General features: G+C 60.3%; 15 protein-coding genes and 1 pseudogene. 4 read left to right on the top strand and 12 right to left on the bottom strand.

Annotated elements, in window-relative coordinates; genetic code table 11:
• Together BMZ48_RS12385 and BMZ48_RS12380 are read left to right on the top strand one after the other, a co-directional pair.
• The coding region (locus BMZ48_RS12385) for an integrase core domain-containing protein (RefSeq protein ID WP_143383694.1) at window positions 1-216 on the top strand (216 nt) is incomplete at its 5' end.
• A gap of 82 nt (window positions 217-298) precedes the next feature.
• Complete coding sequence (locus BMZ48_RS12380) at window positions 299-2,965, top strand: LuxR C-terminal-related transcriptional regulator (protein ID WP_159431183.1); 2,667 nt, start codon at window positions 299-301, stop codon at window positions 2,963-2,965.
• Window positions 2,966-2,997: 32 nt separating this feature from the next.
• On the opposite strand, the gene BMZ48_RS12375 is transcribed toward BMZ48_RS12380, so the two are convergent.
• The 11 genes from BMZ48_RS12375 to BMZ48_RS12325 all read right to left on the bottom strand — a co-directional run bounded on the left by BMZ48_RS12375 (window position 2,998) and on the right by BMZ48_RS12325 (window position 15,839).
• Window positions 2,998-4,383: a wax ester/triacylglycerol synthase family O-acyltransferase gene (locus tag BMZ48_RS12375; RefSeq protein WP_091535771.1), complete on the bottom strand. Its 1,386-nt coding sequence runs from the start codon at window positions 4,381-4,383 to the stop codon at window positions 2,998-3,000.
• A gap of 71 nt (window positions 4,384-4,454) precedes the next feature.
• Window positions 4,455-6,104 carry a long-chain fatty acid--CoA ligase gene (locus BMZ48_RS12370; RefSeq protein ID WP_091535767.1) on the bottom strand — a complete coding sequence of 550 codons (1,650 nt, stop codon included), beginning with the start codon at window positions 6,102-6,104 and terminating at the stop codon, window positions 4,455-4,457.
• Between the two features lie 113 nt (window positions 6,105-6,217).
• The gene (locus tag BMZ48_RS12365) at window positions 6,218-7,867 is read right to left on the bottom strand and encodes a GMC family oxidoreductase (RefSeq protein ID WP_091535763.1); all 1,650 of its coding nucleotides are present in this window, start codon (window positions 7,865-7,867) and stop codon (window positions 6,218-6,220) included.
• A gap of 298 nt (window positions 7,868-8,165) precedes the next feature.
• Complete coding sequence (locus BMZ48_RS12360) at window positions 8,166-8,378, bottom strand: rubredoxin (RefSeq protein ID WP_091535760.1); 213 nt, start codon at window positions 8,376-8,378, stop codon at window positions 8,166-8,168.
• Window positions 8,379-8,394: 16 nt separating this feature from the next.
• The gene (locus BMZ48_RS12355) at window positions 8,395-9,594 is read right to left on the bottom strand and encodes an alkane 1-monooxygenase (RefSeq protein ID WP_234981645.1); all 1,200 of its coding nucleotides are present in this window, start codon (window positions 9,592-9,594) and stop codon (window positions 8,395-8,397) included.
• Between the two features lie 456 nt (window positions 9,595-10,050).
• Window positions 10,051-11,040 carry an IS5 family transposase gene (locus BMZ48_RS12350; RefSeq protein WP_066708478.1) on the bottom strand — a complete coding sequence of 330 codons (990 nt, stop codon included), beginning with the start codon at window positions 11,038-11,040 and terminating at the stop codon, window positions 10,051-10,053.
• A 268-nt stretch (window positions 11,041-11,308) separates the two neighbouring features.
• Entirely contained in the window at window positions 11,309-11,770 is a 462-nt protein-coding gene (locus BMZ48_RS12915; RefSeq protein ID WP_143383697.1) for a PaaI family thioesterase, read from the bottom strand.
• Window positions 11,771-11,928: 158 nt separating this feature from the next.
• Window positions 11,929-12,600, bottom strand: a complete 672-nt coding sequence (locus BMZ48_RS12340; protein WP_091535749.1) for a transglutaminase-like domain-containing protein — start codon at window positions 12,598-12,600, stop codon at window positions 11,929-11,931.
• Between the two features lie 121 nt (window positions 12,601-12,721).
• The gene (locus BMZ48_RS12335) at window positions 12,722-13,969 is read right to left on the bottom strand and encodes a ferritin-like domain-containing protein (protein ID WP_091535747.1); all 1,248 of its coding nucleotides are present in this window, start codon (window positions 13,967-13,969) and stop codon (window positions 12,722-12,724) included.
• The gene (locus BMZ48_RS12330; protein ID WP_091535745.1) at window positions 13,966-14,727 is read right to left on the bottom strand and encodes a MerR family transcriptional regulator; all 762 of its coding nucleotides are present in this window, start codon (window positions 14,725-14,727) and stop codon (window positions 13,966-13,968) included. Before BMZ48_RS12330 ends, BMZ48_RS12335 begins: the two co-directional genes overlap by 4 nt.
• Window positions 14,727-15,839: a ferredoxin--NADP reductase gene (locus BMZ48_RS12325; RefSeq protein WP_091535743.1), complete on the bottom strand. Its 1,113-nt coding sequence runs from the start codon at window positions 15,837-15,839 to the stop codon at window positions 14,727-14,729. Before BMZ48_RS12325 ends, BMZ48_RS12330 begins: the two co-directional genes overlap by 1 nt.
• 383 nt (window positions 15,840-16,222) lie before the next feature.
• Here BMZ48_RS12325 and BMZ48_RS12320 point away from each other — a divergent pair, with 383 nt between their 5' ends.
• Entirely contained in the window at window positions 16,223-17,449 is a 1,227-nt protein-coding gene (locus BMZ48_RS12320) for an NAD(P)/FAD-dependent oxidoreductase (RefSeq protein ID WP_091535741.1), read from the top strand.
• A 94-nt stretch (window positions 17,450-17,543) separates the two neighbouring features.
• On the opposite strand, the gene BMZ48_RS12315 is transcribed toward BMZ48_RS12320, so the two are convergent.
• Window positions 17,544-18,248 (bottom strand): alkane 1-monooxygenase, encoded by a 705-nt coding sequence (locus tag BMZ48_RS12315; RefSeq protein WP_234981644.1) that lies wholly within the window; start codon window positions 18,246-18,248, stop codon window positions 17,544-17,546.
• A gap of 136 nt (window positions 18,249-18,384) precedes the next feature.
• Here BMZ48_RS12315 and BMZ48_RS13425 point away from each other — a divergent pair.
• A pseudogene (locus tag BMZ48_RS13425) lies at window positions 18,385-18,469 on the top strand (transposase); the annotation flags it as partial.
• Window positions 18,470-18,562: the final 93 nt, after the last annotated feature.

The raw sequence follows: 18,562 nt of genomic DNA, 5'->3' as shown, positions 1-18,562 counted from the left end.
CCGAACCAGAACGCCTACGTCGAATCCTTCAACGGCCGCCTGCGCGACGAGTGCCTCAACGAACACTGGTTCACCCACCTGCTGCACGCCCGGACCGTCATCGAGACCTGGCGCCGGGAGTACAACGAGGAGCGACCAAAGAAGGCATTGGGCGGACTGACACCGAGCGCCTACGCCAGGCAACTGGCATCGGCTACCATCCAACCCGGACTCTAGATCGAACCGCTACTGAAAGCGGGGGGACGTCGCGCTTATAATGACGCGCGGCAGACAAAGGAGATCATGGAGGAGAGCCCGCATGAACACCCAAGGTCTGACCGTAGGAAACACGACTCTACCGATAAAGCGGGATGTGCACGCCTCCGAAGAACTCGAACGCTCGCGCTTGCTGGCGCAGGATCGGGGACAGCCGATCTTGGTCGCGGAGGCTCCCTCTGGATATGGCAAGACCGTGCTTGCGCAGAGCTGGATACGCCGGGCGCCCGCTGAGTGTCGTACTGCTTGGGTTTCTCTCAACAATGAAGCACGCGACCCGGTCGTCTTTCTGGAACGATTGTCTGCCGCATTGGAAGGCGTGAAACGTCGTCCTCGCCCACACGAATGGAAGGTAATCGCCCAGGGCGAATGCGCGGAACGGTTTGCCGAAATCTCCGAGCGGCTGGCAAACGCCACGCAAGCCGTGTGGATGGTATTCGACGATGCGCACTGCCTTTCCGGCAGTCCTAGCCGCGACTATCTACGCAGACTTTTGTTCGGTGCCGGACCGAATCTCAGAATTTTCCTTACCTTGCAACCATTGGAACTCGACGTGGGTCTCGGCGAACTTTCGGCGCGCGGCAAGATCTGCTGGTTCGATACCGCAACGCTGGCGTTGACTTACGCAGAAATCGAACAGTTGGCGCTTTTGCACGGCAAGCGCTGCGCTGCACAGCAGCTCGAATGGTTGGCCCGCGCCACACGGGGCTGGCCGGTTCTCGTGCAGCTCGCGCTGACGACAACTGCGGACGAAGATCGTCTTCCCAGCACCACCGTCGCCCTCGCCTCCGTCGGACCGGTGCGTGAATACATTCACGAACGATATCTGGCGCGACTCGCGCCGGCAGAACGCGAACTCCTCTGGATTTTTGCCTGCATTGGAAGCGCGCCTCTCGCTTTGTTGGAAGCGCTCGCGCCGGGATCCAATCCCGATGCGATATTGCCGCGGCTGTTGGCCCAGGGAATTGTCCAGCAAGAAGCTTCGGAGGATGGGGTTTCTTTCCGTCTTCATCCCGTCGTACGCGAAACGGCGGCGAGACTTCTAGCGTCAAGAAGCGATACCGCACGGTCTGCGCTGCTGCTCGCAGCCGCACGCTGGTACTGGCAGTCGAATCGAAAAACGGCCGCAATCCAGTCGTTGCTCGAAGCTGGCTCCGAATATGCGGAGAAGGCGCTCGAATGGATCCTCGAGCTCGCCTACTCACTCAACTTTCAATATGGTCGGCACCAAACACTGATGGATCTTGCGGAACGATGGGAGGACGTTGCGAAACGCCACGATCCACGGCTGGACCAAGAAATTGTTTGGGCTTTGATCTTCTTGCGGCGCTTCGGCGAAGCGCACGAACGCCTAGAACGTTTGATCCCGACAGCCAAGGATGCCGACCCGGCAAACGCAGCATTTCTTCAGAAGGCAGTGAGCTTCGCCTTGCGCGACGAATATGAGCAAGCCGGCACACTCGCTCACGCTTGGCTGAAATACCATGGCGCCGATACCTCGTTTACTGCCGGGGCCGGTTGGGTGGTCCATGCTTTCCGTTTGAAATGTATCGGCGATATCGCCGGTGCTCATCGAGCACTCACCCAAGCGACTTCGATCTTCGATAAACTCCATACGACCTACGGCACCGCCTGGGTCCACGTCGTGCGCGCCTTGACCATGATCAAGGCGGGCGACTACCGCGATGCGCTGGCTGAAGTCAAACAAGGCCTAGCGCTATGTACTACCTCCAGCGACCTGGGCGGGCACAAAGCCATGCTGGGCGGCATTGAAGCTTTCTTGCATTACGAGCGCAACGAACTTTCTGCCGTACGCTCCGCTTTGGACGAGGCCTTGCCGCTGTTGCTCGATCAAGGCATCGTGGATGCGATGGTGCTCGGATTTGCCGCTGCGGCAAGGTTGCACGTCGCCCAAGGTGAGCTGGGGGCGGCCCTCGATACTTTGTCCGATGCGGAACAGTGCGGAATCCGGCGCGGTTTCCCGCGCTTGACTCTGACACTCGTGGCCGAGCGAGCTTTGGTTCTCGTACATGCCGGCGCTACGCAGCAAGCCCGGCAAGTCGCAGAAGCGGCGGGTTTGGTGCCTCCGGCTGAGCCGCGCAACGGACTCCACTGGGATCGAGCGAGCCGGTTGCATGCACGGATCGCGCTTGCCAACAACGATTCCTCTCGTGCCCTCGAACTACTCGCCCCACTCGTCGCGCACGCTCGTGCTGCCCAGCAAAAATTCAAACTCTGCGAGTTGCTGATCTTGTCTGCCTTGGCCGAGGATCAGTGCAAGCGCGAGGCTACGGCCTTCAAACTTTTGGAAGAAGCCTTGGCGCTCGCCGCCGCCGAGCACTATGTCCGCGTGTTCCTAGACGAAGGCGCAGAACTGCATCGGCTGCTCCACCGCTGGCTCGAATCCGCGCCGACGGCTCGTCACAACCGCATCGAGATGGCCTGGGCGAAGCACCTTGCGAGTGCGATCGCCGATTTGCAAGATCCCGAGCCGCGGGCCGTAACCCTGGCGGAACCGCTCACCCAGCGCGAACGCCAGATCCTTTCTCTGCTCGCTCAGGGACTGAGCAACGCCGAAATCGCCGCCCGTTGTTTTGTGGCCGAAAGCACGGTCAAATGGAATCTCCACAACGTGTACGGCAAGCTTGGCGTCAAGAGCAGAACCGCCGCACTACGTGTGGCCCGCGAACACGGCATCCTGAAGCTTTGAATCGCAACGAGCGGCACGCGTAGCCGATTCATTCACTTGGGGACAAGACCCAGTTCGCGCTCCAGATCGAGCAGCGCTTCGCCGCAGTACACCGCGATGCGATGCACGTGGGGTAGCGCATCGCGCCAAGCGGTAAACCCGAAGTTCAAATCGTCGAGATAGCGCAGGCAGGTGATGTTCAGCGCTTGGCCGTGATACAGCACTGAGGCTGGGTACATTGCATCCAGCCGCGCCCCGAATAAGAAGAGATCTTGTTGTGGACCGGGGACGTTGGACACGACGAGGTTGAACATCGGCCGCATACGACCCGCCAGACCCGAGGCGTGCTGAATCAGAAATGGCCCCATCACGGCAAGCGTGAATGCGCCGACCGTGGTGCGTGGTAGTGCGCCGATTTGGTTTTTCAGAGCCTTCGTTGAAGCGTGCACTCGTTCGATTCGGCGTAACGGATCGGCTTCATTCGTCGCCAGATCGGCGAGGCCGAAACTGATCGCGGTTCCCACGGTCATCTCGTTTTCCTGACGCACACTGACAGGGATACAAGCGATCAAGCTCTTGCGTTCGGGCAGCTCACCCGCCTCGGCGAGTAAACGCCGCAACCCTCCCCCGCACATGGCGAGCACAGCGTCGTTCACGGACACTCCGGCCTTCTCGGCGATGCGGCGAAAGCGTGAGAGAGGAAATCGCTGAGTGGACAGCCGCCGCTGGACCGTGATCCGACCATTTAATATGCTTCTCGGCGCTGCAAAGGCAGTCACCAAAGACTCCGACCGCCGTACCCTCGGAAAAAACGCGGGGTAAAGATTGGCAATGGATTTGAACACCAAACCACGGCGGGACTCCCTGCTGGCCGGTGACGAGGTTCGGGTGGCAATTTTCGTTTTGTGTCGCTTACCCGCCGCGCCGACATAACACCATGGTGGTGCTCTGCGCTCGTCCGCCTTGGACGATAGGGTGCTCTGAATAATCCGCATGCCTGCAACGCCATCGACGAGCGCGTGGTGGATCTTGAGGAACAACGCAAACTGCTTACGATCGAGACCCTCGATGAGGTGACATTCCCACATGGGACGGCGCAAATCGAGTGGCGTGGAATGTAGCCGCGAGACCAGTTCTCCGAGTTCGCGCTCACCGCCAGGTCGCGGGAGGCCGTGGCGCCGCACATGGTATTCCATGTCAGCCTTGCTGCAGCTCTCGAGCATCGGCCACACGCGAGCCAGCGCCCCATCGCTCAGACGCAGGTTCCAGGGCGAGACGAGGTTTTCGCCCGATCGCAGATACGCCGTCAAATCCCGCAGGTAGTCCGAACCCGCCTTGGCGGGAAGATCGAAAATCATCAGGGCACCGACATGATTCGGCGTGTCCTTGCTTTCCAACAACAACCAGCCAAGATCAAGGACCGGCACGAAGTTTCTCATGATGACGCTCCGTAGAATCTCGCCGTGGACCGGTCAGGCCGCATCGTGCACAGCCACCCTTTGCAGGCCCTCTAGACCGGCCTTCCGCCCTTCGTCTGGCCGACCGAAGAAAGCTGCCCACAGGCCAATTGCTGACGCAGGGCGCGCTTGTCGAACTTACCGGTGGACGTGCGCGGAATGGCCTCGACGAACGCGAAAGCTTCGGGCAGCATCCATTTGTCGAGGCGCGCAGACAGAAAGTCACGCAAGACGGATTCCTCAGGCTGACGGCCCGGCTTGAGCACCACGACCGCCAGCGGCCGCTCGCCCCAGCGTTCGTGTGGGCAAGCGATGACTGCGGCCTCGGCGACCGCCTCATGAGCCATGATTTCGTTCTCGAGCTGCACCGACGAGATCCACTCGCCGCCGGATTTGATCAAATCCTTGGTGCGATCCGTGATCTGGATATAGCCCTCGCGATCCACGGTGGCGACATCGCCAGTACGCAGCCAGCCGTCGGCCGCAAATTTGTCCGAGGCATCATCGGCGCAGTGATAAGCACCGGTGATCCACGGGCCGCGCAGCTGGATCTCGCCCATCGCTTCCCCATCCCACGGCACTTCATTGCCGTCTTCGGCGATGAGTCGAAGATCGACAAAGGGAACCGGAAGACCGGCTTTGGCACGGAGCCGGAATTGCCCATCCGCGTCCAATTCTTGGTGCTGCGGTCTTAAACGCGACACGGCGGCCAGCGGCGAGGTTTCAGTCATGCCCCAACCCTGGATGACGGTGTGACCGAATCGCTCGAAGCGGCGGATCATCGCCTCCGGCACCGCCGAGCCCCCCACTATCATGCGCATTGATGGCAAGGTCCAACGGTCTGGGGCCTGCTCCAGCGCCTGGAGGATGCTCATCCAGATCGTCGGCACGCCGCCGGTGACGGTCACCCGTTCATGCTGGTAAAGATCGAGCAAGCTCTCCGCGTCGAGGAACGGACCTGGGAATACCTGCTTGGCGCCGACCATGGTCGCAGCGTAGGGCAAACCCCAGGCGTTGGCATGGAACATCGGAACGACCGGCAACACGACATCGTTGAACGACAATCCCACGGAGTCGGGTAACGCCGCCGCAAGTGCGTGCAACATGGTCGAGCGATGTGAGTAAACCACACCCTTGGGGCGACCGGTGGTGCCCGAGGTATAGCACAGGCCGCAGGCGTCGTTCTCGTCCTTCTCTGGCAAAGGCCGCGCAGGATCGTCGATGTCGCGCAGGAAGTCTTCGTAGGATTGCATGCCCTCCGGAATCGGTTCGTCGGTCAGCGGCACGACGATGACTCTCTCGAAAGGCACTTGATTGGCAAACTGCCTGTACAAGGGCAGCAACACGTCATCGACGATCAGAAAGCGGTCGCCGGCATGAGCGGCAATCCAGCCGATGTCTGCAGCCGGCAGACGCAAATTGAGTGTATGCAGCACACCGCCGGCGATGGGCACTCCGAAGTAGGCCTCGAGATGCGCGTAGTGATTCCAACTCAGGGTCGCCACACGCTCGCCTTTTCGCAGCCCGGCTCGGATCAGCGCTTGTGCCAATGCGCGTGCGCGCGATGCGAAATCCCCGTAGCGATAGCGATGCAGCTTCCGACTCGGCAGTCGCGAAACGATTTCTACGTCGCTGAACAGACGGCCCGCACGCCACAGTAGCTGATCGACCAGCAGTGGCACCCGCATCATCGTCGTATTCATCCAGCTACCCTCTCGAGCGTGCACAGGCGACTCAGTCATTCCGCCGTGGTGGTTCATTTTCTTTTGAGCGTTATCGCTTCCGCAGATCCTCAACCTCAAGTCGGATGTCTGCGCTAAGCCACCGCCGCGACGATCTCCGTGGCTGGCGACGTCGTTCGATCAGTGATTCGATCAGCGAGAATCATGCGTGCCGCCATTTCGCCGATTACCATGCAGGGCGCGTTGGTGTTACCGCCGATCAAAGTGGGCATGATCGATGCATCGGCGACACGAAGACCCTCGATACCGTGCACGCGCAGCCGTTCGTCAACGACCGCCATGCGATCCCGACCCATCCTGCAGGTACCGACGGGATGATAGATCGTCTCCGCACGCTTACGAATGTCCTCCAGAATCTGCGCATCGGTTTGCACGTGCGGGCCGGGTTCGATTTCGCCGCCGTTGACGTCCCCGAACGCCGGAGCAGCAAAGATCGAGCGCGCCAATTTGACCGCTTGGATCAGCTCTTGCACATCGTCAGGATGACTCAGATAGTTCGGCTGGATCAGCGGATCGGCGAGCGGGTCAGCCGATTTCAGGCCGATGTGGCCGCGACTTTTGGGCCGGAGCTGGCACACGTGCAACGTACAGCCGTAACCGACCACCAATTTGCGGCCGTGGTCGCGCAGCAAGGTCGGAAGAAAGTGAAACTGGATCTCGGGACGCTCGGATTCTTTTCTGAGCCGTGCGAATCCACCGCTTTCGGCGACGTTACTCGCCAAGAATCCACGCCGTGCGAACAGATAACGGAGCAGGCCGATGATCGCGCGCGGCACAAACGAAAGTGCCAAACCGATCGCCGTCCTGCTGCGGTCGCGGATCATGACCGTCATGTCGAGATGATCTTGCAGATTGCGACCGACACCGGGTAGCTCGTGAAGCACCGGGATGCCGTGGCGATTCAGTTCGTCGCGTGGTCCGATACCTGATAGCAACAGCAAATGTGGCGAATTCACCGCGCCAGCGCTTAAGATTACTTCCCTGCGCGCGCGCAAGTTCTCGACTTGCCCGCCACGATGCAACAGAACACCGGTCGCGCGCTGGCGCTCGACGACGATGCGGGTGACACGAGCGCCGGTGAGTATCGTCAAATTGGGGCGGCTGCGCGCGCGATCGAGAAAAGCGCGAGCCGCACTCCAACGCCGGCCATCCTTCTGTGTGACTTGATAAAAGCCAACGCCCTCCTGCTCCGCACCATTGAAATCGGGATTGTGTGGAAGACCCCGCTGCTTGCCCGCTTCGATAAACAGGCGGTTGAGCGGATTGGGATCGCGGACATCGGCGACGTTCAGCGGCCCCCCGCAGCCGTGATAGCGGGAAGGACCGCGTTCATTGTGCTCGTGTTCCTTGAACAGCCGCAGCATGTTCTCGCCGTTCCAGGCCGAACCCCCATACTCAGTCCAGTCGTCATAATCGAGCGCGTGGCCGCGGATATAAACCATCGCATTGATGGAACTAGAGCCTCCCAGCGTTTTACCGCGCGGCCAGTACAACCGACGGCCACCGAGTTGTGGTTGGGGCTCGGTCTCATAGCACCAGTTGTACTTTGGACTACCGATCAACCTCGCCAATCCCATGGGGGTGCTGATCAGTGCGCTGCGATCCTCAGGCCCGGCCTCGATCAAGCAGACGCTATTCGATGGATCGACACTGAGTCGGTCGGCGAGCACACAACCTGCCGAACCGGCTCCTACGATGATGTAGTCGAAGGCTTGTTGGTTCATGTTTCCTCTAACGCCCGCAGCGTCCTAAGCGTTTCAAAACGGAATCAAGAAGCCCAATGCAACTTTTGCGAGTTGCACGGTGATGGAAAAGCAAAGCTGGCAATAGAGCCGCCGGACTTTCTTTCCACGTGGAGAATGGCTAGCCAATCCAAGACCAAGCTCCAGGCAACGCTATGATGCTTGCCCGGCCGAACGAATCGGCGCAGAACTCTGTTTAGGTTTGTGCCGCGAGCCACACCCTCGCATCTTGCTGCGCAAGTGCACGCTCCGAGCGACTTACGTTACGTTGACCTACGCCTTAATGTTGCAAGCTCGACGATACAGCGTCCTTGTCTGACGACGATGGATCTTCAAGACGAACGAAATCCGGCTTGTCTCGAACCGCACAATCGGGGCAGGCCCAGTCTTCGGGAACCTCGGACCAGGCCGTACCCGCCTTCAGTCCTCCGTGGATGTCACCGGCCCGTTCATCATAAATGTAACCACAGTCCGGACACTGATAGCGGGCCACGCTACACCCTCCTCGTTTAGCCAGTGAGCAAGTTAAATTTGTGAATGATTTTTTCTCGTTGATTAGGATCGATATTGATCTTTCTCGCATCTCGGCCACAAACATCGAGCACACGGCGATCCATAACCGCCCGCCACAACGGCGGGAAATACGATAAAGCGAACATCAAAGGATACCCGCTCGGAAGCGTGGGCAGATCGGGGAAGTCCCTCAAGGACTGGTAACGGCGAGTCGGATGAGCGTGATGATCCGAGTGCCGCTGCAAATGGAACAGAATCAGATTGGACATCACATGATTGCTGTTCCACGAATGATACGGTTGGCATCGCTCGTAACGCCCGTCCGGGAGTTTCTGCCGGAGCAGACCGTAGTGCTCGATGTAATTGGCGCTGGTCAGTTGCCACCATCCGAAAACGATCTGGATCAGCAGAAAGGGGATGATCTTCACTCCCAGAACCGCGATCAGACCAACATACAACGGGATCGTGATCAGCAGCGGCTGAAGAACCTCGTTTTGCAACGACCACGGGCTATGACCAAGCCGCCCCAAGCGCTCCTTCTCGGAATTCCAGGCGCGGATAATGGCACCGGGTATTTCACGCAGCGCAAAGCGATAGATGCTCTGCCCGAATGGCGCGCTTGCGGGGTCTTCGGGCGTCGCGACATCTTTGTGGTGCCCCTTGTTGTGCTCAATGAAGAAATGGCCGTATCCGACGACCGCAAGCACGATCTTGGCTAGCCAACGCTCGAGCTCCGTCTTTTTGTGCCCGAGTTCGTGACCCGTGTTGATCGCCAGCCCGTTGACAATCCCAACGCTCAGCGCCAATCCGAGGATGTCATACCAGGTCATCGAACCGTAGTGTGTGCTGACGTACCATGCACTGCCAATCAGCACGACATAGTGGATTGGCACCGTCAGATAGGTGAGGATCCGATAATAGCGATCACTCTCGAGCGCTGGAACCACAGCCTCCGGGGGATTGCTCTGATCGTCACCAAGCACCCAATCCAGTAGAGGTATGATCAAGTACCATACAGCCAGTGTCAGCCAGAAAAAAGCTCCTACACCTGTCGTATGAGCGAGATAAATGCCGATCAACGGCGAAACGGGCCAGAGCACCGACAGCGTCCAGAACGGACGTTTACGATCTCGATAAGCGATGGTCCCCGAGGAATCGGCACCGAACCCTGGATGACTTCCCATTGACGTAGCCATGTGTACACCTCCTTCGAAGTTATGGCTCAGGGCGTATCGGCACGCCTCGCCGCTGCCCACCCAGTTATTCGAAATCTTGAGGCATCCGCAGTGCCAAACAACCCATCTTTCGATCGGATTTTTGCTTTTTCTCAGAAAGCCGACCGAGGCCCTCCGATTCTGAGGAGCCGGACGATTTAGAATCCGACCCAGGGCAGGTCATGGCGTAGCGGTGGTGGACTCGACACACCGCAGGGAACAGCGCGCGGACAAGTCAGTCGCTCAAGACCTGCGCCGGACGCTGCTCAGGAACCTCTGCACTACCCCGCCCACTCGTTCGTGGCGACGAGTTCAGGGTCAATATCGTTTCGTAGGATGGGATCGAAACAGATGCTGAACGGTTCTTGGGCTCCAGCAAGCCCCTTCGTGGGCCCTCTGCAGCCTCATCCGGCCCCAGTGAGCCCACTGCGGGCGCACTTATCCCGTCGCAGCCAGCAAGGCTTTGCGCGCCAGCCACAGATTGACCAGCGCAAACAGGACGTTGAGCTGCGCGCCGTTCTTGGCCAAGCCTCGATAGGGCGTCTTGCGGTAGCCAAACTGGCATTTGAGTACCCGAAACGGATGCTCACCCTTGGCACGAATGCGCGCCTTGGTGCGTTCCAAGGCATCCATCACCTGGCCAAGAAAAGTGCGCTTGTCCAATGCCCGGCGCTTGCCCGGCCGCATGGCCACGTGCCAAGCGACTTGCTTGCCCTGGTTTTCCGCTCGCTTGTCCACTCCCTGATAGCCCGCATCGGCAAAGACGTCGGTCTCTTGCCCGTGCAAGAGCCGATGCGCCTGCGTCACATCCGAGACGTTGGCAGCGGTGGCCACCACCGTGTGTACCAGCCCTGTCTCGGCGTCGACCCCAACGTGCGCTTTCATGCCGAAGTACCACTGGTTGCCCTTCTTCGTCTGGTGCATCTCAGGGTCGCGCTCACGGCGGGCGTTCTTGGTCGAGCTGGGAGCAGCAATGAGCGTGGCATCCACGATGGTGCCGCTCTTGAGCATGAGGCCACGCTCGGTCAGGATGCGATTGACCGTCTCGAGGATACGCTGGCTCAGGCCGTGTTGCTCCAGCAGGTGGCGAAAGCGCAGGATGGTGCTCTCATCCGGCACGACATCCACCCCCAGGTCCAGACCAACAAAGCTCGCCAGCAGCGGCGTGTCGTACAAGGCTTCCTCCACCGCCGGGTCCGACAGACCAAACCACTGCTGCAAAAAATGAATCCTCAGCAGCTTCTCTACCGCAAAGGGTGGCCGCCCACCCTTGGGACCCGCCTTCGGCGCATACGGCTCGATGAGTGCGACCAACTCTGCCCACGGCACCACACGGTCCATCTGCTCCAAAAACGCACGCTTGCGGGTGCGCTTGGCGCGCAGCTCAAAGCCCGTATACATCGGCGCCTCCAGACTCATCTGCTTCATGTCGCTATTGTCCCATCCCGGCAGTCTGGCAGGAAGGTTTTGCAGACCTTCCCTCAAGGATCGAGCCAGCCTGCGTCCCGAGACCGGCGTCGCTCCGACGCTCTGCTCGGTCGCATGATGCGCGTATGCACCGCCCCTACCGGATTCATCGTTTCTCCCTCCGTCTCTGCACGCCGCCAGGCGGATGAGGGCGTTGCCGGCCACCGCCTCGCGATAGGACAAGCGGAACTGCCTTCCGTCTTTGGTGGTCAGCGCTTCCAGGCTGAGATCACGGGGGTGGGAGTGGGCCGGGGTAGCGGCACTCCATCCTTGGCGGGCCGCGTCCGGCAACGGGGCAGGCCATGCTTCGGTTGCCGGTTCGGTAATCGAATCGGCGGCCGCGGGTCCCGCGCATGAAGGTGGCATCGCCAGCCGCCACCGGCTCAGGGCAGCTCTGCGCATGCACGAGGCAACGCACGAAGGCACACATCGGCGGTGATCGCCCCGCATTCGGCGCTGACCAGCACTGCGCGCTCGGCCGGTACGGGTGGCAGATCATCATCCGCAGGTCCAGGGTGGCGATGGGCTCCAAGGTCTGGATTGCCGCGAGCACCACCAAGCCGGCCGCAGAGGCGACGAGCGAGTAAAGCACACTGCTGCAAATCCTCGGAATGCTGCCGCCCTCCAGCCAATGCGGTTGCGGTGCCAGGCGCATCCGCGCCTGCGGGTCGTCCGTTGCGACGATCTCCATGCCCAATCTCGGCTATGCGGAACGCGGGAACAGAACAAGCGTGCCCGCGCCAACGGATCGCCCGGCATGGCTGGCCGGGTCCGGCTTCGGCCCGCGCTGTTATCCGCCATGCCGGATTTCGTCCCAGGAGCAGATTTCGTCCCAGGAGCAAGGCGCCATCAACGGTTTGACGAAACCTCACGCCACACGTCGTCCTCGAAGCTCGAATTCTCGAGCCGCCCCATCTGGCCATAGTGCTGGCTGAACGTCTCGACCATCCTGGCGAGCGGAACATCGTCGTACTCGCCACGCATCGCCAGGTACTCCATGTGCCGGTTGCCGGCTCGGTCGAAAGGATGATAGATCGAATCCTCGCGGCCGTTGAACTCCAGCGGCAAGAGGCCGAAGCGCTCGCAAAGCTCGATGTTAAACGCCGGTGTGGCCTTGACCCATCGGCCATCGAGCAGAATCGACGTATAGCCATGCCAATAGAAGACATCGGTCTTCATCGTCTGCCGCAGGCGCGCCGTGGATAGATGGTTGCGCACGTCCGCAAAACCCATCCTGGCGGGGATGCCCAATGCCCGGCAGGCGGCGGCGAGCAGGACCGCTTTGGTCACGCACCAGCCATGTCCGGTTTCCAGTACGCGACTTGCAGACATTCCCCGCGGGGTCAAATCCAGACGGTAAGGGTCATAGCGAAAGCCATCGCGCACCGCGTAGTAGAGGGATACGGCCTGTTCCCGGGAGGACGGACCCGCCCTCCCATGAGTCTGCGCAAAGCACACCACGGCGGGATGGTCTGCATCGATGATGGCGGTCGGGCGCAGCGCGCCAGAGCGTGTCTGCATGACAGCAACGTCTTTGCAATTGGCGGAAACCATAGTCAAGTGGTGTCAAGAGGGCCGCCGGGCAGATCATACACGGTACTTGCCCGGGCTGACGAGACCTCAGTCCAGGCGCGCAGTGAGGTCATGCCGCCTTGCGCAGCGTCTCGATGGCCTGCTCGGCTAGGGTGTCGTTGTCGCGCAGCAAGTCCTGCTCCGAAAGCTGGCTGGCGTTCTTGCCGCCGGCATAGACCATGAGGCCGGCCTTCTCGTAGTAGCTTTCCATGCGCGGCGAGAGCAGACCGATGTATTGTAGGTTCGGCACCAGCCGCTGGAACATGATGCTGCGGAACTTGGTCATCGCCGGCGACTCGCCCATCAGCTTATTCCAGGTCGCACGCGGGATGCGATGCGCAAACCATTCGTCGTGGATTTCATGGGCGAGGAATCGGTTGCGCATCAGCATCGCCACTTCGAAGGCCCAATCCTCGCGCTCCCGCCGTTCGGCAGCCGACAAGTGCTTGGTGAAGTGCTCGCGCAGCGCGAGTACACCATAGTGCACATGGCGCGCTTCGTCCTGGATCACGTAGCGCAGCAGGTTCTTGAGCAGCGGCTCGCCGGTTTGGTTGTACATGGTGGAAAAGGCACCCAGCGCGAGTCCTTCGACCATGATCTGCATGCCGAGAAACTTCACGTCCCAGCGCGAGTCGGTAAGCAGGTCGTCGATGATGACGAACAGGTTGTCATTGATCTTATAGACCCGCTCCAGCTTGGTTTCCAGGTAACGCAGAAACACCTCCAGGTGGCGTCCCTCATCCATCACCTGCGTTGCGCCATACAGCTTGCCATCGACCCATCTGACGGACTCGGTACATTGAGCGGAAGCGTAAAGCGCACCTTGTTCGCCGTGCATGAACTGCGACAGCATCCACGCCGCGAAGTGGTAGTTGAGCTTTTGTTTCTCCGCGGCGTCGAGCTTCACGCCGGCCGCTTCCAGACCCTCGTAGGGCACGAATGGTGTATGCCCGAGGATGGGGGTTGTCGGATTCATCGGATCCACCGCGGTGCTCCAGTCGAGCTGCCATTCGCCATCCCACTGGTTGGCGACAGCCCGGCGGTAAAGATCATACATCTCGGGGAAGTCGGTGCCGTAGTTCAGATCGAAGTGCACGGCGTGGCCGGACTTCATCGGCACGCTGTCATCCCCCTTGCCCTTGCGCTGCCACAGACCCCGGTAGGCCGAGGGCAACATGCTCGCGCCGACTTTGGGATCACGGATCTCCGCGATCAGCGAAACATTCTCCAGAGTCCGCGTGATCGTGTTCTGCATCTTGATGGGAAGGCCGCGCATCATGCGGTCGAGCTTAGACGTTTCGGTGGTGGATGTGCTCATGTGTTCGATCCTCTCGGGTTGGTGTGGTGGGCGACGCCGGAGGTCCCATAGACCTCCAGCAGCGCCGCGATCATGCGTTCATGACGGATCGCCACCAGCCGGTGAACGGCGGGGATGACGGTGTAAAGTAGTGAATTGACTTCATTCGGGCGCAGCTCGTGCAGGCGATCCTTGAACAGGGCTACCTCGCGCTCGAACAGGAGCTTTGCAGCCTCGTCGATGTAGCGGATGTCCCGCGGGCTGAAGCCTTTTTCGGCGTTGAGGCCGGAATCGCGCACCAGGGCCCATAGGCGAAGGCATTCCGCCTCGTCGAGATCGAGGACCTCGTCGTCGGCTGCGGTGAGAAGCCCGATATCCCGTAACTCCTGCAACTCGGTGGCCGCCAGGCGCAATTCGCGTGCCAGTCCGCGCGGAGTGCGGAGTTTGTCGCCGGACCGTTGTTGCCGTATCTCATTGAGCTTCAACCGGCGCAAGGCTTGCAAAGTAGCGAGCTGGTTGGCGCTGAATTGCAGTTGAGGCTGGTCGGCAAGCAGGCTCTTGATGGCTTTCAGAGGCAGCAGATGCTCTTCGCGCAAGGAGCGGATCAGGCGCAGCCGATGCAGGTGCTCATCACCGTAGAGCGCCGCATTGCGCGCGGTCTTGACTGGCGGCGGCAACAAGCCTTCGCGCAAATAGAAATGGATGCTTTGCTTGCTTACGCCCGTACGCCGAGCCACCTCGGCGATCCGGTAAGCAGCGGATGTCCTAGGTGTGGTCATCAAACCTTCTCCTCGACAGTGACGGTCGCCCGGCGATGCGGATAGGCACAGCACGCCAGCGCGTAACCGGCCTGGCGCTCGAGTTCGGTCAGGCAATTCGGCGTGTCGGTAGCGACGTCGCCATCGAGCACCTTGATCTTGCAATGTCCGCAGCCCCCCATCGTGCAACTGAACGGCAGTGCGACGCCAGCTCGCAGGCCCGCTTCGAGCAGGGTTTCGCCGGGTCGCACCGTGACCTCCTTTTCGGAACCGCCGACCCGGAACAGGACGGGATGCGGGTCTTTCGGGTGCGGGCGGGATTCGCGGGCAAGCGTGGTGAATTGCTCGCTGACAATGGCCTGCGCAGGAACGCCGCGCGCGATGAGCTCACTGCGCACGGCCGTGTTGAAATTGCCCGGACCGCAGAGAAAGTAGAAGGCCGCCGAACCGGGCGCAGCATCCAGCAGAGCGCCCGCGTCGATGCGGCCCACCCCGCCGCTCCAGCCCTTCGCGGGCTTGCTGAGCCAGTAGCGGATGCTGAGGTTCTCGTGCCGATCTGCCCAGGCGTCCAGCCGACTCCGGAACAGAATGTCCTGCTCGCGGCGATTGCCATAGACCACGGTGATCGGCCTGCGGCTGTGTTCATGATCCAGCAACTGCTCGAGCATTGCCATGATCGGAGTGATGCCCGAACCCGCTGCCGCGAATACGTAGTAATCCGGCGTACGTGCCGGCAGGACGAAATCGCCGCTCGGGCCAGCAAACTGAATCCAGTCACCGGCCCGAAGCCGTGCGTTTAAATACATCGACATCACCCCGCCTGCGACGCGCTTACTGGTGATGGTCAGCGTTCCGTCCTTGGGCAGCTCGCTCAAGGAATAGGCTCGCTTCACAGTCCGACCATCGATCTGCGCGATCAGAGTCAGGAACTGACCGGCGCGCACGCCATGCGGGATTCCATCTTCCGGCGCGAGCACCACAGACGTTGCCTCATCGGTTTCCTTGACGACCTTCCTAACCTGAGCGCGGTGATGAAGCTGTTCGGGCCGAACGAACCGAGCCCAACGTTGGGCGCTCGGTCGAGAGCCTGAGGAAATCAGTACAGGAACTCGTCTTTCAGCGCGGGCGGTCATGCAGACTTCAGAGGAAAGTTTTACTATAGTGAATAGTAACACTATGCACTACATACATGCAACTTGCGCAAGCCCGCGCTCAAGGCAGTGCAGGAAGACCACCGCCGCCCTCCCTCCGCCACGATCCCGCCAGCACAGTCAAGATGTTCCGTATGCGATTGGCTAGACACATGACTGAGGGTAATTGGCGCTGCCAGCTTCTGGGTAGCGGTGTTGGTGATCACGCCGCCGACAGCGCGGCTTGTGACCGACCGTGCCGGAGTCGCATGTGATTGAACAAAACGAGCCAAAGCGGTGCCCACTAAGCGCGGAGAACACCAGTTATCATGCGCTTTGCTCCCTTTTTCGCCTGAACTCGCCGCCGGCGACAAACATCATCACGCATGTCGAAAACCGTAATCATCGTTGGAGCCGGCCAGGCCGGGGCCGAGCTGGCCAGTCAATTACGTCGGCACGGCTACAGAGATCGCATCATCCTCATCGGCGAGGAACCTTATCCGCCTTATCGCCGACCTCCGCTGTCCAAAACCTACCTCACCGGTGAGGCGAATTTGGAATCGCTGTATCTGCAGCGCCTGGAGTTTTACGAAAAACAGGGTATCGAATGTCGATTCGGCACGGGCGTGGAGACGATCGACCCCGCAGCGCGGGTCCTGCGGCTGTTCGATGGCACGCGGCTAAGCTACGACAAACTCGCCCTGACCACCGGTGGCCGCAACCGGCGGCTGTCGGTTCCGGGCGCCGACAAGCCCAACGTGCATCACATCCGTACCATCGCCGACGTGGAACGGCTCAAGCCCGCGTTCGCCGCTGCTCGCAGGTTGGTGATCATCGGCGGTGGCTACATCGGCCTAGAGACAGCAGCGGCCGGCATTAAGAAGGGGCTATGCGTCACGGTCTTGGAGGCCCTACCGCGTATCTTGGCGCGAGTCACCGCCCCCGAGATTTCCGCCTTCTACCAACGCGTCCACCGCGCCCGCGGCGTCGATTTGCGTACCGGTGTCGGCGTGCAGGCACTGGAAGGGAAAGATAAAGCCGAACATGTCGTGCTGACGGACGGGACGCGGCTATCCGCCGATCTGGTGATCGTCGGCATCGGGTTGATTCCGAATACCGAGCTGGCCGAGGTAGCGGGTCTGGATGTCTCCAACGGCATCGTCGTCGATCGGCACGCCCTGACCTCTGACCCTCACATCGTCGCCGCTGGCGACTGCGCCAACCATGAGAATGTCTTCCTCGGGCGCCGGGTACGTCTGGAGTCCGTACCCAACGCTTTGGAGCAAGCCCGCGTAGCAGCAGCTACACTCGTCGGCAAGCCGCGTGTCCATGATGCGGTGCCTTGGTTTTGGTCCGACCAGTATGATATCAAACTGCAAATGGTCGGCCTGTCCCAGGGCTATGACACGCTCGTCATCCGAGGTGACCCCGACACCGAAAGCTTCCTCGCGTTCTATCTCAAGGATGGCGTGGTAATCTCGGCTGATGCCGTAAACCGCTCGCAAGAATTCATGGTCGTCAAGAGCATGGTCGCGGCTCGTAGCGCAATCCCCGCCGAAAAGCTGAGCGATGAAAAAAAGCCGCTCAAGGATTTGTTACCGCAATCGAGCTGATCATCGACGCCTGGCTGTTCAGTGGCTGACGTTAGCAAATGGCCGGACCGCGCTTGCGTGCGGTCCGGCCGGATTAAGTCCAACAGCGAATCGATCAACTTTGTGTGGCCAAGCTCAGTCCGCGCATTCCGCTGCGAATGGATTGCTCGCGTGCCAACTCGCGTTCTTTCGGCGTCGCGTGGCGGCTGTCCCAGTCGTTAAGCAAGGGGGTCATCACGCGCTTGTACAGCGGTGGGATCAGTGCGACCAGAATCATCGTCAGATAGCCATAAGGCAACATAGGAGCTTCCGGCATCGCCCGTAGTTTCCAGAACTCCGCCTCGGCTTCCGCATGATGATGCGAGTGACGTGTCAGGCTGAACAACGCAATGCTGCTCAAGAACTTATTAGAATTCCACGAGTGACGCGGCTGAACCGGAGTGCGTGGATCTCGAACCAAACCGTAGTGCTCGAAATAGTTGGTGATCTCCAGAAGCGACTTGGCCCATACGGACACTGCAGCGAACAGTCCGACTCCTGACCATCCCGCAAGATAATAGGCTCCGACGAAAGGTACCAAGCACATCAAATTGCCGCGCATCAGGCGGCTATGGAGCGGATTCCACACGGACTTTCCGGTTTTCGCTAGGCGCGCTTTCTCCATCTTCCACGCGTGAGCGTAGCTGCCGATAGTGGAGCGGAGAATAAAGGGATAGACGTTGTCCCCGCGCTTGGCTGTCGCCGGATCCGTTGGCGTCGCTACGTTGACATGATGACCGTAAACGTGCTCGATCGCAAACGAGACGTCGCTGCTGAACACTAACAACCAGCGACCGATGAATAGGTCGAGCGGCTTGGACGTGACCTGCCCCCAAGAAACAGTGCCAATCTGATCTTAGCTAGAGTCCGTTCATTGATCAGGAGCGGACATGAAGAAGCGGTTCACGGAATAGCAGATCATCGGTTTTCTGAAGGAGGCTGAGGGCGGAGTCCCGGCCAAGGATCTCTGTCGCAAGACATGGGTTCAGCGACGCCTCGTTCCGACGTCCCCCCGCCTTTGAGTAGCACGGCGATCTGGAGTCCAATCCCCAACGACAAGGAGATTGGACGTGAAGAAGCGTTTTACCGAAGAGC

The sequence above is a fragment of the Fontimonas thermophila genome, assembly GCF_900113085.1.
Classification (GTDB): domain Bacteria; phylum Pseudomonadota; class Gammaproteobacteria; order Nevskiales; family Nevskiaceae; genus Solimonas; species Solimonas thermophila.
Note: the sequence above shows the minus strand (reverse complement) of the source record. Positions and strands in the feature narration are given on the sequence as shown.

Excerpts from the sequence above, each read along its gene's own strand:
- BMZ48_RS12375 (WP_091535771.1), bottom strand. The coding sequence starts at position 4,383 with ATGAGAAACTTCGTGCCGGTCCTTGATCTTGGCTGGTTGTTGTTGGAA.
- BMZ48_RS12325 (WP_091535743.1), bottom strand. The coding sequence starts at position 15,839 with ATGACCGCCCGCGCTGAAAGACGAGTTCCTGTACTGATTTCCTCAGGC.
- BMZ48_RS12355 (WP_234981645.1), bottom strand. The coding sequence starts at position 9,594 with ATGGCTACGTCAATGGGAAGTCATCCAGGGTTCGGTGCCGATTCCTCG.
- BMZ48_RS12365 (WP_091535763.1), bottom strand. The coding sequence starts at position 7,867 with ATGAACCAACAAGCCTTCGACTACATCATCGTAGGAGCCGGTTCGGCA.
- BMZ48_RS12915 (WP_143383697.1), bottom strand. The coding sequence starts at position 11,770 with ATGGAGATCGTCGCAACGGACGACCCGCAGGCGCGGATGCGCCTGGCA.
- BMZ48_RS12370 (WP_091535767.1), bottom strand. The coding sequence starts at position 6,104 with ATGAATACGACGATGATGCGGGTGCCACTGCTGGTCGATCAGCTACTG.
- BMZ48_RS12350 (WP_066708478.1), bottom strand. The coding sequence starts at position 11,040 with ATGAAGCAGATGAGTCTGGAGGCGCCGATGTATACGGGCTTTGAGCTG.
- BMZ48_RS12320 (WP_091535741.1), top strand. The coding sequence starts at position 16,223 with ATGTCGAAAACCGTAATCATCGTTGGAGCCGGCCAGGCCGGGGCCGAG.
- BMZ48_RS12335 (WP_091535747.1), bottom strand. The coding sequence starts at position 13,969 with ATGAGCACATCCACCACCGAAACGTCTAAGCTCGACCGCATGATGCGC.
- BMZ48_RS12340 (WP_091535749.1), bottom strand. The coding sequence starts at position 12,600 with ATGCAGACACGCTCTGGCGCGCTGCGCCCGACCGCCATCATCGATGCA.
- BMZ48_RS12380 (WP_159431183.1), top strand. The coding sequence starts at position 299 with ATGAACACCCAAGGTCTGACCGTAGGAAACACGACTCTACCGATAAAG.
- BMZ48_RS12330 (WP_091535745.1), bottom strand. The coding sequence starts at position 14,727 with ATGACCACACCTAGGACATCCGCTGCTTACCGGATCGCCGAGGTGGCT.